Below are 13,727 nucleotides of genomic sequence, written 5' to 3' on the forward strand. Positions count from 1 at the left end.
CCATTTATCCAGCAGTGATGTTGTAAACTCATATGAGAAAGAGAATTAACAGGGACGAAAATAGTCGTTCAGATTCACCTCGCAGATTTTCAAGCGAAAATAGAGGTTCAGAAAATTCAGGTCGTCGCGGAGGCGATCGATTCGGTAGTCGTGATGGCAATTCTAGCCCACGCAGTTCAAGCACAGGAAATTTCAGAGATCGTAAGCCATTTGATGGAGAAAGAAAACCTTATTCAGGAGATCGCAAGCCATTTGATGGAGAAAGGAAACCTTATTCAGGAGATCGCAAACCATTTGACGGTGAAAGAAAACCTTATTCAGGAGATCGCAAACCATTTGATGGAGAAAGAAAACCTTATTCAGGAGATCGCAAGCCATTTGACGGAGAAAGAAGGCCTTATTCAGGAGATCGTAAACCCTTTGATGGAGAAAGAAGACCCTATTCAGGAGATCGCAAACCCTTTGATGGAGAAAGAAAACCTTATTCAGGAGATCGCAAACCCTTTGATGGCGAAAGAAAACCTTATTCAGGAGATCGTAAGCCATTTGATGGAGAAAGAAAACCCTATTCAGGCGATCGTAAGCCGTTTGATGGTGAAAGAAGATCAAGTAATCGCTTTGATCGTCCAAATAATAGATATGACAATGCCAAGCCAGAGACCACATCAAATGAGTCTAATGGTGCAGACGGAGAGGCAAATAATGAGCCAAAATTCTCATTTACACCCCGCGTACCTCGTGAAGAGGAGGCGCCAAGAACGAGAGATGGCCGTCCGGTAAAGTTTTCAAAGAAAGAAACTTTTAAAAGTAGAAACCGTTTTGAGGAGCGCCCAGCTTACACGCCTCAGTATAAATTAGACCGTTTCAAAGAAAATGCTCCAGCACGTGTTCAACGTGTACTTCGTAAAGAAGAGCGTCAAAATGATTCTATTCGTTTGAATCGTTTTATTGCTAATGCTGGAATTTGTTCAAGAAGAGATGCCGATAAATTAATTGAAGCTGGCGAGATTAAGGTAAATAATAAGGTTGTAACAGAAATGGGTTACCAAGTTGGCCCAACAGATATCGTAAAATATGGTAATCGCAAATTGAACCGTGAGAAACCTGTTTATGTATTATTGAACAAACCGAAAGATTTCTTAACTACTACGGATGATCCCAATGATCGTAAAACGGTGATGGAATTGGTGAAGAATGCTGGAGAGGCGAGAATTTATCCTGTAGGTCGATTGGATAGAAATACAACGGGTTTATTGTTGTTAACCAATGACGGTGAATTGGCAGATAAATTAACGCATCCATCTAATGAAGTGGTTAAAATTTATCAAGCTGAATTGGATAAGCCATTGACAGATGAGGATTTTGAGAAAATTGTCGCAGGACTTCAATTGGAAGATGGTGAAATCAAAGTAGATGAATTAGCCAAAGTGACTCCAGATGGTTATGTAATTGGAGTAAAAATTCACTCAGGTAAAAACCGAATTGTTCGAAGAATCTTTGAACATTTGGGTTATGAAGTAACGAAATTGGATAGAACTTCTTTTGCTGGATTGAGTAAAAAAGATTTACCAAGAGGAAACTGGAGATATTTGACTGAGCGAGAGTTAGTTAAGTTGAAATATTTTGTCTAGTTACCAAATGATTAATCATAAAAAAAGCCATCCGTTTTTTACGGGTGGCTTTTTTATTTCCTTATCATTCTAGAACTTAAATGTTCATCAAAGATTCTCTTCTTCTCATTTTACCTGCTGGAATTCCAAACATCATTTTGAAACGACGACAGAAATACGCAGTGTCTTTGTAACCTACTTCTGAACCAATGGCACGAATCGACTTTTTAGTAGTACGTAAAAGTCCAACAGCCGCTTCCATTCTTTGGTATTCAATGTAATCTTGTGGATTAATACCCGTCAACATTTTGAAATATTGACCTACATAATCCTCCGAAACGTTTGCTACATTAGCTAACACCTTGTTGGATAAATCGCCACCCAAATGATCCTTGATGAAGGCGAAAATATCAATTAAACGAGGGTCTTTAAAATAGGTACTATTGGTAGCTAATTGCTCAACGAACAATCTGTTTTGAATAATGTATCGAATGATTTCGATGACGATTTCTTCCGTTTTAATTTTGATTATACGACCTTTTCCTAATTCATCGGAAAGATCTTCTACCAAAATTTCTTTGATTGTTTGAGCTAATTTCTCGTCTTTTTTAATCAAAAATGGAGGGATGTCTAAGGAAGTAAAGAAGTTGACCGAATCAAAAACTTTTGCTTCAAAGGCAACCATACCAAAAGAATTTTCATGTTTACCTATCGCATTTGGATCCATGTTTAGATCAAAATACAATTCGCGGTGAGTCATGAACTCTTCATTATTGACAGGCTTGGGTTTTTCAGAATTACCGTAAGTAACGCTCACCATTTTTCCACCTGGGATAAAAAGCATGTCACCTTCCTCAACGGCTGTTTCTTCTTCTCCAAATGAAACTTCACCTTTGTACAAAATCAAGAGTGAATTTTCTACGTCATAGAAGTTTTTGATACGTATAGGTTGTAATATTCTAATGTTTCTGGACTTGATGAATTTTACGCCTAAGGATTCAATAATCTTATTGTAATCTTCCATATTGAAGAGAGTTTATCCGTTTTTTACTCGGAATTTTAAAATAATTTGGACAAAACTAATAAATCAAGTAATAATTCCAAATTATTTTCGTGATTTTTTTGACCAAATGGGCAAATGAATCGACGATAAATATTTGTAATATACTTATATAACTTAAATTTCATTTTTTTAAAGTATCATTATGATACGATAAGTGGATTTTATAATTATTTTGAGGAAGCGGATAATTTTCTATTAAAATAAATAATTAGCTCATTTTTTATAAGTAAATTTGTTAATTGGCTTTTATCTAGCTGATTATTACCCCAATTTTTAGAAACAACTCATGGGATTATTTAATTTTCTAACCAAGGACATTGCGATCGACTTAGGGACAGCAAATACCTTAATTATTCATAAGAATCAAGTCGTAGTAGACGAACCTTCCATTATTGCATTAGACCGCAATACGAATAAAGTATTGGCGGTGGGTAGACAAGCCATGATGATGCATGAGAAGACAAATGATAATATCAAGACGATTCGTCCATTGAAAGATGGAGTAATCGCAGACTTTACCGCCGCGGAATTAATGATGCGTGGTTTAATTAAGATGATGGATAAAGGAAATTCTTTCTTTACACCAGCATTAAGAATGGTTATCTGTATTCCTTCAGGAATCACGGAGGTGGAGAAAAGAGCGGTAAAGGATTCGGCAGAGCATGCAGGCGCCAGAGAAGTTTACATGGTTCATGAGCCAATTGCAGCAGCAATAGGTATAGGCATTGATATCGAACAACCCAATGGATCGTTGGTGGTAGATATTGGTGGAGGAACCACGGAAGTAGCCATTATTTCATTGAGTGGAATTGTTGTTGAAAACTCAATCCGTGTGGCAGGAGACGAATTTACACGTGATATCAAAGATTATTTATTAAGAGAACATAAATTGGTCATTGGTGAACGTTCAGCTGAGCAAATTAAAATCCAAGTGGGTGCTGCCTTGCCTGAATTAGAGAACCCACCAGCTGATTTTGAAATTCGTGGTAGAGATCAAATGACTGGTATTCCTAAGGAAATTTTGATCAATTATTCGGAAATCGCTTATGCTTTAGATAGCTCAATTACGAAAATAGAAGTCGCAATCATGGAGACATTGCAACGTGCTCCTGCGGAATTATCGGGTGATATTTTCCATAATGGAATTCACTTGGCAGGTGGTGGTGCTATGTTGCACGGTTTAGATAAGCGTATCGAGAAGAAAACGCAATTAAAAGTGCATGTGGCGGATGATCCATTAAAAGCGGTTGTTCGTGGTACAGGTGAAATTTTAAAGAATTTAGAAAAATATAAGCCAGTTCTAATCACCTAGTCGCTTATTTAGCTCCTTTTTAACATGATTCAATTATTCCAATTTTTATTGAGACAAAGGGCTTTTCTTTTGTTCATCATATTGGAATTACTCAGCCTTTGGTCCGTATTCAAATACAATGATTATCAGCATACCTTGTATTTTAATACGACCAATAAATGGGCCGCTGATGTATTGGCCAAAGTAGAGGGCGTTAAATCCTATTATAATCTTCAGGAAGTTAATCTCAATTTGGCAAAAGAAAATGTTCAATTAAGAAATGAGCTTTTTCGACTTAAATCTCAAGTACAACCCAAAGGGGAGATTCCTTATTTTGTCAATAAAGCAACCATCCTAAAATACCAAGCTACTTTAGCGAAAGTAGTAGTGCAGAGTACAGAACTTACACAAAATTACATCACCATTGACAAAGGTACTCAAGATGGAATCCGGCCAGGTATGGCAGTGATTTCTTCTACGGGAATTGTCGGAAAAGTGATGTCTTGTACTCCTAATTTGTCTTTGGTCATTTCGGTCTTGAATACTAGTAATTCAATATCTGCCAAAATTAAATCGAATGGGGAATTAGGATATGTGAAATGGGGAGGGATTCAACCCGAAGTGGCGGATATGATGGATGTTTCGAAATACAAAAAGGTCGTCAAAGGCGATACCATTGTAACTTCTGATTACAATGCTGTTTTTCCTCCCAATGTTCCCATTGGAATTGTTGCTAAGTTAGGCTTGAAAAAAGATGGCAATTTTCATGATATTAAATTGATGTTGTTGACGAAGTTTTCAACCTTACAATATGTCTATGTGATTAAGAACTCATTGGCTTGGCAACAAGTTAAATTGAACGAGTCAATTCCTAAAGCTGAATAAATAATGGCATTCAAACTAAATTTTAAATTATTTCTGATTGTCTTTTTAGTCGTTGCGATTCAAGTCTTATTTCTAAGGGATTTGAGCTTGGGGTCATATGCCTTCTGTTTTATTTATCTTTGGCCGATTGTCAAGGCTCCTTTAGAAATGAAGCCTATACCCTTATTATTGATTGCTTTTTGCTTGGGTTGGATCATTGATATTTTTTATAATACGCACGGGATGCACGCAGTAGCAAGTTTAACCACTGCGTATCTTCGAACTTATTACATCAATATTTTAACCCCTGCCAACGGATATGATGAAAGATCTAAAATAAGTTTAAGAGAAATGTCTTGGCTATGGTTTTTGCCATATGTCTTTTTGATTTTAATCACCCATCATCTCATTTTCTTTTTATTAGAAGCAAGTGACTATACTCTAATTTTAATGAGCATTCTCAAGGCTCTAGCTAGTTCTCTTTTGACTTTGTTCGTCTTTGTTTTGTTGGAGATGTTTGATAAGAAAGAAAGCCTTTAAGGTAAAAGGTAAAAGGTAAGAGGTAAGAGGTAAGAGGTAATAGATAAGAGGTAAGAGGGAAATCTTAATGATTCTTAATGTCTTAATGTTAAAAAAAAGAGAAAAGAGAAGAGAAAATACCCATGGGTTTACTATCATTCCTTTTACCTCTTACCTTTTACCTCTTGCCTTTTATCTCTTACCTCTTACCTCTTACCTCTTACCTAAAAAACCTTGTACTTATACTTATACCTTTCAAACAATTGAGATTGTTTATTGTCTAAATTGATTTGACGTCCTTGGATGAAAGCATGGGTAACGATGCTTGATTTCATATCCAATAAATCGCCAGAGCAAATTAAAATATTGGCATCTTTACCATTTTCAATACTGCCTGTTTTTTTATCGATGCCTAAAATTTTTGCCGCATTTAGTGTGATGGCTTGTAAAGCTTCTTCTTTTTTTAATCCATAAGTAGCCATGGTTCCTGCTTGAAAAGGTAAATTTCTCTGTTGGAAAAATCCGTCTCCTGCCGATTGACAAATGGTAAATAAAACGCCGGCTTTTTGAAGCATAGCACCTGTTTTATAAGGTTGATCCACCGCATCATCCTCACTCGCTGGCAAACTATGTGGCTCAGACAAAATCACGGGGATTTGGTTCCTTTGTAAAATATCAGCAATCAACCAGCTATCAGCGCCACCTACCAAAACCATTTTGAAATTAAATTCTTTGGCTAAGTCAATTGCCGCTAACATTTCTTTCACCAAATCACAATGCACGTATAAATTTTTGCTTTGATTAAAAAGTCCTTTCGTTGCTTCAAATTTTAAATTGGTCGATTCATGAGATTTTTCATTTAGATAAGCCTTTGCCTCTCTAAAAAAAGTTTTTAGTTCTTCTATTTTTTCTAAACCAGCCTTTACTGGATCAGAATCCTCTTTTCTCTGCATACTGCTCGGACGATTGATCAATGCTGGAAGTACCAAATGGACTCCTTCGTCTAATTCATAAGCAGCATCTTCCCAGTTCCATGCGTCTAATTGAACAATGGAAGATGTTCCAGGAATGCTTCCACCTTGAGGAGTAATTTGCGCCAATAATACGCCATTCGATCTCAGTGTATTAATCACTTTAGAATCCGTATTATATGCTATAATCGAGCGAATGTTTGGATGTATATCACCTAATTCATCATAATCGATGGTCGATTTGGTGGAACTAAATTCGACCAATCCTAAATTTGTATTAGGTGCAATGATACCGGGATAAACATGTTTACCTTTCGCATCAATGATCTCAAGATCAGCGCTCGTACTTGGGACGGCACTTTCTATTTTGATTTTACCTTTTTCTATGGACAAAATTCCATTCTCAATGATTTGTCCATTTCCAACATGGATGGTCGCTCCTGAAATAACAATTTTTTTCGATTGTGCAGGAGAAGGATGCATGGTTTCTTGGGCATATAGACCCGTTGAAATCAAGCAGCTTAAATATATAATGATCTTTTTCATATTTGTTGATGTCAAATTAGTTAGCTAAATCAGCCCAACGGTGAGAAATTCTTTCCCAAAGGCTCTTGTCATGATTATGGTCTTCTTCACAAGTGTTCATCGCTTTGTAGGATGGACTTGCTGGTCGAGTTTTTTCCCCACCTTTTTTTGCCGCAATCATTTTTTGAACTAATCGCTGTTTTTCTGCTTGAAGGTCTTTTTGAAGTTCAGCATCCAAGGCTCTATCAAACACAATAGCACCGTCTACGATTGTTTTTTCTGATTTGGCATAAATGCTCAATGGGTGATCTGTCCAAAGTACCAAATCAGCATCTTTTCCTTCTTTGATACTTCCTACTCGATCGGAAACGTGTAACATTTTGGCAGGATTTAGTGTGACCATTTTCAATGCTTCTTGTTCGTCCATTCCCGCATATTTGATACTCTTGGCGGCTTCTTGGTTTAATCTTCGTGCCATTTCAGCATCATCCGAATTGATTGCTACATTTAGCCCATTTTTTTGCATCAAATACGCATTTTGCGGAATGGCATCCGTTACCTCCAATTTGTAGGTCCACCAATCGCTAAATGTGGAAGCATTGGCTCCGTGGATTTTCATTTTATCCGCTACCTTATAACCCTCTAAAATATGGGTAAATGTATTTATGGTGAAGCCAAATTTTTCCGCCACTTTCATGATAGAGTTGATTTCACTTTGTACATAAGAGTGGCAAGTGATGAAACGTTTCTTGTTTAAAATTTCTACCAACGTCTCTAATTCTAAGTCGATACGTTTACCTGGACCTTGTTTTTCATAATCTCTCGCTCGAGTAAAGGCATCCATTAAAACTTGTTCCACACCCATTCTTGTATCAGGAAAGCGGTTGTTGCTATTACTATATGACCTTTTTACATTTTCACCTAAAGCAAATTTGATGAAGGGGTCCCAATTTTCAAATTTCATTTGCTCGGCATTTTGTCCCCAACGAAATTTCAATAATTGCGTTTGCCCACCAATGGTATTACAAGATCCATGTAAAATATGACTACTTGTAACTCCACCACTCAATTGGCGATAAATATCAATATCATCAGGCTCAATCACATCCGCTACTCTAACTTCGGCCGTTACGGATTGAGAACATTCGTTAATGCCACCTGTTGCAGCTACGTGCGAGTGTTCGTCGATGATACCAGCTGTTAAGTGTTTGTTTTTACCATCAATGATTTTAGCTGTTTTATCTTGTAAGTTTTTGCCAATTTCAGCAATTTTTCCACCTTTGATTAATACATCTGTCTCATTTAAAATACCTTGTTTTTCATTCGTCCAAACAGTGGTATTTTTAATCAAATAAGTCCCAGATTTTGCAATATTTTTTTGTCCAAACCCCACGAATGGATAGACCACATCTCCCAATGTTTCTTTTTCTTTGGGCATTACTTTGCTAGAATCCGATTTAGCAGGATTTTCCTTTAAAGCTGACCAAGAAATCCAATTTCCTGATGGTTCTTGTCCAGTTCCTATCCAAGAATCTGCTTGTTGAGTTCCTGTTAATCGAGTTTTTTTACCATTATTTATTTTTGCGCTAAAAGACAAATTGACCAATTGGCCTTTTTGAGATAGATCTGCTTGAATGGTGTCTTTAGCCATTAAACTAGCTTTGTATGAGCCTGAAGAGCCACTGACTTGCAAGGTGTAATTTTCTGAACCAAGCGTTAATTTGTATTTCCCCGCAAGGTTGGAATTTAGATCCGAATGAATAGAATAGCCATTTCCTTGAATCCAATTTTCGATGATGCTTGATTTTTCATCAAAGATTGGCCCATTGCTGATGAAGAAATTGGCCAATTTCCCAGTTTCTAAAGTACCCACTAAATCATTTGCTCCAATCAACGTTGCGGGTGTTTGGGTTAAAGCTTCCAATGCTTTTTGCTCAGAAAGTCCTCTTTGAATGGCTTTTCTAACATTGGGTAAAAATTGAGATAAATCTTTCAGTCCGTTGGTGCTAAGAGCAAAAGTAATATTTGCTTTTTCAAAACTAGCAGGATTACTAGGTGCCAACTCCCAATGTTTCAATTCAGATAAATTGACGAAACGAGCATCGGTCGGATCTTCTAAATCCATGGCTTGTGGAAAGGCAATCGGTAAAATAAATGAAGCTTGCGTTGCCTTCATTTCTTCGATTCGCTGATATTCTTCTCCACTTGCTTTGATGATGTATTGAATACCAAATTCATCACCAACTTTATCGGCTCTCAAGGCACTCCATTTATCTGCTACTTCAAATATTTGAGGAAGTGATAATTGTTCGTTGAATGATTGTAAAGTTAAATTTAACCCTTCGCCTTCCGATTTGTTTTTATACCATTTGGCGTCTTGAAAAAGTTGGCGCATCAAAGCAATGCTACCCATCAAAGAATTGGGATATTCTTGTGTAGAAGAGCCTTTGCTAAATGAATAATGTGCGGCAGCTTTTTCACGAAGTACCACCAAATTTTCTTTTTCCTTGGCTAAAGTAACCAAACTTCCAGTCCCCCTGGAGATTCCATCCATTTGATGCGTTAATACCGTACCGAAGCCAATGTTTCTCAATTCTTTCGCTTTGAAATCATTGACCGTGAAGTTTTTTCCCATCGAAAACTCCGATTTTAAGGCTTGATTCCAGCCAAAAGCACCCTTGGTATTGGATAGCATTTGAGAAGAACCATTATAGGAACGATTATTTGCCTGAATACTTGGAGCGCCATAATCCGTGTATAAATCAATGAAAGAAGGATAAATGTATTTTCCTTTACAGTCGATAACTACCGCTTCTTTGGGTAAAGGAAGGTTAACTCCAATTTGTTCGATTTTACCTTTTCGAATGATTAAAGTTCCATGGGAAATGGTATTTTTGGAATCTTTAATAATGTTGGCATTGGTGAATGCATAATAGCCTTGTCTAGGGTCAGCTACGTCATTGATTGGAAAGGTTGTTTGGCCTAAAAGTGGACGGCTAATGAAAAATAAAATCATAGCCATCCACCTTAAAAGTGTAATCTTCATTGGTTTAGTTTTAAGATGAAACACTAAATTTATAAATTAAAATAGCATATTGCAAAGCAAGGCTTACAATTAAAAGCCGTACCTTGCAGGATAATTAGAATGTTAAAATTATGGCTAGTTCACCGAAGGAGGAAAAATTTTTGAACGCCTTGCAATCAGAAATCTTAGAATATTTTGAATTAAATGATTTCAGATCATTTTCGCTCAACCAAATTCATAAAGCGTTTGCAATCAGAGATAGAAATACCAAAGAATTGTATGCAAAATTGTTGCAAAAATTAGTGACAGAAAATAGATTATTGCGCTTGCCTGATGGTAATTATCGTATTGATAGTGAATCATTTCAGGTAGTTGGTCGAGTAGATCACGTTAATTCTCGATTTGCCTTTGTCATTCCAGAAACTGTTGGAAGTAAAGATATTTGGGTTGCGACAGCCGATTTAAATAATGCCAAAGATGGTGACAAAGTTCGTGTTCAAGCCAGAAAACCAAGTACCAAAAAGAAAAATGATCGTCCAGAAGGGGAGGTAATTGAAATCATCGAACGTCGTTCTCCAGAATTTGTGGGTGTCCTTCAGGTAACTCCTAATTATGCGTTTTTGATTCCAGATTCAAAAAAGATTTACGAAGATATTTACATTCCTAAAACGGAAGTGAAAAATGCCAATCATTTGGATAAAGTGATTGTTGAGGTGACTCGTTGGGCGCAAACAGGTAAGAAGGCAGAAGGCCGAGTGCTAAAAGTGTTGGGAAAAGCAGGTGAGAATGAAACAGAAATGCACTCAATTTTGGCGGAATTTGGTTTGCCTTATGATTTTCCTGAGGAAGTTGAATTGGCAGCTGAAGCGATTCCAACCGGAATACCCAAAGAGGAATTTAAGAAAAGAAAAGATTTACGTAATGTCTTAACTTTTACCATCGATCCAATTGATGCCAAAGATTTTGATGATGCAATTAGTTATCAAAAACTCGCCAATGGAAATACGGAAATTGGTGTTCACATTGCCGATGTAAGTTTTTATGTAAAACCAGGAAGTATTCTGGATGAAGAAGCTTATCGACGTGCCACTTCTGTTTATTTAGTGGACCGTGTCGTGCCAATGTTGCCTGAAAAGCTATCCAATGGACTTTGTTCTTTGAGGCCACATGAAGATAAATTGACTTTTTCGGCCATTTTTGAAATTGATGCCAAAGATAAAATTGTTAAAGAATGGTTTGGAAGAACAATTACACATTCTGATAGGAGATTTGCTTACGAGCAAGCCCAGGTTTTGATTGAAAATACGGCTGAGACAGATGATACTTATGAACCCATTATCAAGGAATTAAATAGAATTGCCAAGATTTTTAGAGCGGAGAGATTTGCTAAAGGGTCTGTTAATTTTGAAACGGTTGAAGTACGATTTGAATTAGATGAAACGGGGAAACCTATCGCTGTTTATCCTCGTGAGCGGAAAGATGCACATAAATTGATTGAAGAATACATGTTGATGGCTAATAAAAAGGTGGCGACATTTGTGCATGAATTAAAAAAAGAAGATCCGCGTAACACCATGGTTTATCGAGTTCACGAAGCTCCAGATCCTGAAAAATTACGTGTATTTTCTACATTTGCTAAAAAATTCGGCTATCAAGTATCCACCGAACCTAAGCATGTTAGTGATTCATTCAATGCCTTGATGGAAAATATCGAAGGAAAGGCAGAGGAGCATGTTTTACAAAGTTTAGCGGTTAGAACAATGTCCAAAGCACGCTATAGTACGGATGCCATCGGGCATTTTGGATTAGCGTTCCCATTTTATTCTCACTTTACAAGTCCTATTCGTCGATATCCGGATGTCATGACGCATCGATTATTACAACATTACTTGGATAAAGGAATTTCCCCAGAGCGCTCTCCGTATGAAGTAAAATGCAAGCATTGTTCAGATAGAGAAAAATTGGCTGCTGATGCAGAAAGGGCTTCCATCAAGTTCAAGCAAGTCGAATACATGAGTTTACATGAACCACAAATTTTTGATGGCATCATTACAGGTGTTACGGAATTTGGATTGTTTGTGGAAATTGGTGAAACAAGTTGCGAAGGATTGATTCGTATGGTCGACTTGAATGATGACTTCTACGATTTAGACAAAGAAAATTTCCGAATTGTAGGTAAGTCTAATGGCCGCGTATTTGGTTTTGGAGATGCGGTTAAGGTGAAAGTTAGAGAAATCAATTTAGCAAAAAGAACAATTGACCTAGAATTAATTGGGATGCGAAATGGTGTGGATAATCGATTTGCTAATAATAGAAGTCGCAAAAGAGAGGCGCCAAGAAGTTCACGAAGTTCCAAGGTAATTCCAAGAGGGAAGCGCCGCAGATAAAACGAATTGCCGTATATACGCACGAACATGCGTATATACGGCATATTATTATTTCACCTCTGGGCTAGGGCGACTCGTGTGGTACAATTCATACCAATCTTGATGATCTAATTTGATGGAGAATGAATCTACGATATTGCGTATTCTTTTTTCTTCCAAAGTGCCAATCAATGGCAAAGCACCTAATTTAACCAACCAAGCCACCGCGATAGATTCTAAATTGCTATCGTATTTGTCAGCAATCTCAATCAACTTTTTACGTACTTTTAAGGCCAATTCATCGGTTCCATTTTCAATTCTACCTCCAGCTAATGGAGATACAGCCAATGGACGCATGTATTTTTGTTTCACATAATCCACTACTCCATTGTCCAAAGCAGAAGTATTCAATAAATTCAAATCGATGTGGTTTGAAACCACAGGAATGTCTAAAAATGAAACCAATAATTGATGTTGGTATACGCTAAAATTAGATACACCAATGTTTTTAACTTTACCGCTGCTTTTCAATTTTTGCAATGCCAAAGCTGTGGATTCTATATCTGAAAGCGGATCTAATTGATCCAATAAAAAAATATCTAAATAATCGGTTTGTAGATTTCTTAAAGAACTTTCTACACTTTCCGTAATGTGTTTGGCAGAAGTGTCCAAATGCGTCACTCTATAAGCTGGGCGCGCAGGGCTAGGATGATTTACTCCACATTTGGAGAATAAAACAACATCACTTCGCTTGAAAGATTTTTTAGCTAAGACTTCTCCAAATAACTTTTCGCAAGAATATTGTCCGTAACGATCCGCATGGTCAAATGTATTTATGCCTAATTCAAGGCATAAATTGACAATTTTTTCCATGGTTTGAGCACTGCTTGAATTTTCTTGTTCCCATCTCCAAAAACCATAGATAGCAGGAGATACTTTGGGGCCGGCGTCACTTAGATAAATCTTTTCCATTTCTTTAATCGTTTAATATAATTTTGGCAGCTGCTAATAAATTTTCCACCAAATGGGTAGCTTTCGTTTCTGTTGCTGGTGGAGCCAATCTGATGGTTCTCAATCCTGCTCTTGTCCCAGCTATAATATCGCGTTCATGATCACCTACCATCCAAGAGGCATCCATGTCCACTTTGTATTTAGCAGCCGCTTTTTCAATCAATAAGGATCCCGGTTTACGCGTCAAAGATGTGCTGTCATAATTTTCATGGTAAGGACAAAAGTACAAATCGTCCAAAGCTCCACCACTCGCTTCTTGTAAAGCATCATGAATTAACTGAACATCTTTTCGTTCATAAATACCTTTGGCAATACCACTTTGGTTGGTAATAACAACCAACAAATAACCGGCCTTTTTTAAATTTTGTAGTGCCTCTACCACACCTTCAGGAATAATAAATTCTTCCATTCGGTATACATAATCCACTCGATCTACGTTTAAAACACCATCACGGTCTAAAAATATGCACTTTTGACCCATG

The 13,727-nt window shown here is 37.1% G+C and carries 11 protein-coding genes; 5 read left to right on the forward strand and 6 right to left on the reverse strand.

The annotated features are described in order from the left end of the window. Positions 1–32 precede the first annotated feature (32 nt). The gene (locus tag V7S79_RS05980; RefSeq protein ID WP_459489650.1) at positions 33–1,631 is read left to right on the forward strand and encodes a pseudouridine synthase; all 1,599 of its coding nucleotides are present in this window, start codon (positions 33–35) and stop codon (positions 1,629–1,631) included. A gap of 76 nt (positions 1,632–1,707) precedes the next feature. Here the strand turns inward: V7S79_RS05980 and V7S79_RS05985 are convergent, their stop codons facing one another. Both V7S79_RS05985 and V7S79_RS05990 read right to left on the reverse strand, forming a co-directional pair. Continuing rightward, positions 1,708–2,634 carry a helix-turn-helix domain-containing protein gene (locus V7S79_RS05985; RefSeq protein ID WP_459489651.1) on the reverse strand — a complete coding sequence of 309 codons (927 nt, stop codon included), beginning with the start codon at positions 2,632–2,634 and terminating at the stop codon, positions 1,708–1,710. A gap of 35 nt (positions 2,635–2,669) precedes the next feature. Beyond that, the gene (locus V7S79_RS05990) at positions 2,670–2,798 is read right to left on the reverse strand and encodes a hypothetical protein (RefSeq protein WP_459489652.1); all 129 of its coding nucleotides are present in this window, start codon (positions 2,796–2,798) and stop codon (positions 2,670–2,672) included. Positions 2,799–2,959: 161 nt separating this feature from the next. Here V7S79_RS05990 and V7S79_RS05995 point away from each other — a divergent pair, with 161 nt between their 5' ends. The 3 genes from V7S79_RS05995 to V7S79_RS06005 are packed head-to-tail and all read left to right on the forward strand — an operon-like array spanning position 2,960 to position 5,368. Next, positions 2,960–3,985, forward strand: coding sequence for a rod shape-determining protein (locus V7S79_RS05995; RefSeq protein ID WP_459489653.1), 1,026 nt, complete (start codon positions 2,960–2,962; stop codon positions 3,983–3,985). 24 nt (positions 3,986–4,009) lie between these two features. Continuing rightward, entirely contained in the window at positions 4,010–4,849 is an 840-nt protein-coding gene (mreC, locus tag V7S79_RS06000) for a rod shape-determining protein MreC (protein ID WP_459489654.1), read from the forward strand. Positions 4,850–4,852: 3 nt separating this feature from the next. Beyond that, complete coding sequence (locus V7S79_RS06005) at positions 4,853–5,368, forward strand: rod shape-determining protein MreD (RefSeq protein WP_459489655.1); 516 nt, start codon at positions 4,853–4,855, stop codon at positions 5,366–5,368. A 203-nt stretch (positions 5,369–5,571) separates the two neighbouring features. On the opposite strand, the gene V7S79_RS06010 is transcribed toward V7S79_RS06005, so the two are convergent. Together V7S79_RS06010 and V7S79_RS06015 are read right to left on the reverse strand one after the other, a co-directional pair. Continuing rightward, on the reverse strand, positions 5,572–6,864 hold the full coding sequence (locus V7S79_RS06010; RefSeq protein ID WP_459489656.1) for an amidohydrolase family protein: 1,293 nt from the start codon (positions 6,862–6,864) through the stop codon (positions 5,572–5,574). A 16-nt stretch (positions 6,865–6,880) separates the two neighbouring features. Continuing rightward, positions 6,881–9,889, reverse strand: a complete 3,009-nt coding sequence (locus V7S79_RS06015; protein ID WP_459489657.1) for an amidohydrolase family protein — start codon at positions 9,887–9,889, stop codon at positions 6,881–6,883. A 110-nt stretch (positions 9,890–9,999) separates the two neighbouring features. On the opposite strand from V7S79_RS06015, the gene rnr reads away from it, so the two are divergent. Next, positions 10,000–12,255: a ribonuclease R gene (gene rnr / locus V7S79_RS06020; protein ID WP_459489658.1), complete on the forward strand. Its 2,256-nt coding sequence runs from the start codon at positions 10,000–10,002 to the stop codon at positions 12,253–12,255. A 48-nt stretch (positions 12,256–12,303) separates the two neighbouring features. Here the strand turns inward: rnr and V7S79_RS06025 are convergent, their stop codons facing one another. Further along, positions 12,304–13,206 (reverse strand): aldo/keto reductase, encoded by a 903-nt coding sequence (locus tag V7S79_RS06025; protein ID WP_459489659.1) that lies wholly within the window; start codon positions 13,204–13,206, stop codon positions 12,304–12,306. A gap of 4 nt (positions 13,207–13,210) precedes the next feature. Next, positions 13,211–13,726: a D-glycero-alpha-D-manno-heptose-1,7-bisphosphate 7-phosphatase gene (locus V7S79_RS06030; protein ID WP_459489660.1), complete on the reverse strand. Its 516-nt coding sequence runs from the start codon at positions 13,724–13,726 to the stop codon at positions 13,211–13,213. Position 13,727 lies beyond the last annotated feature (1 nt).

It is taken from the genome of Aquirufa sp. ROCK-SH2 (genome assembly GCF_054558315.1).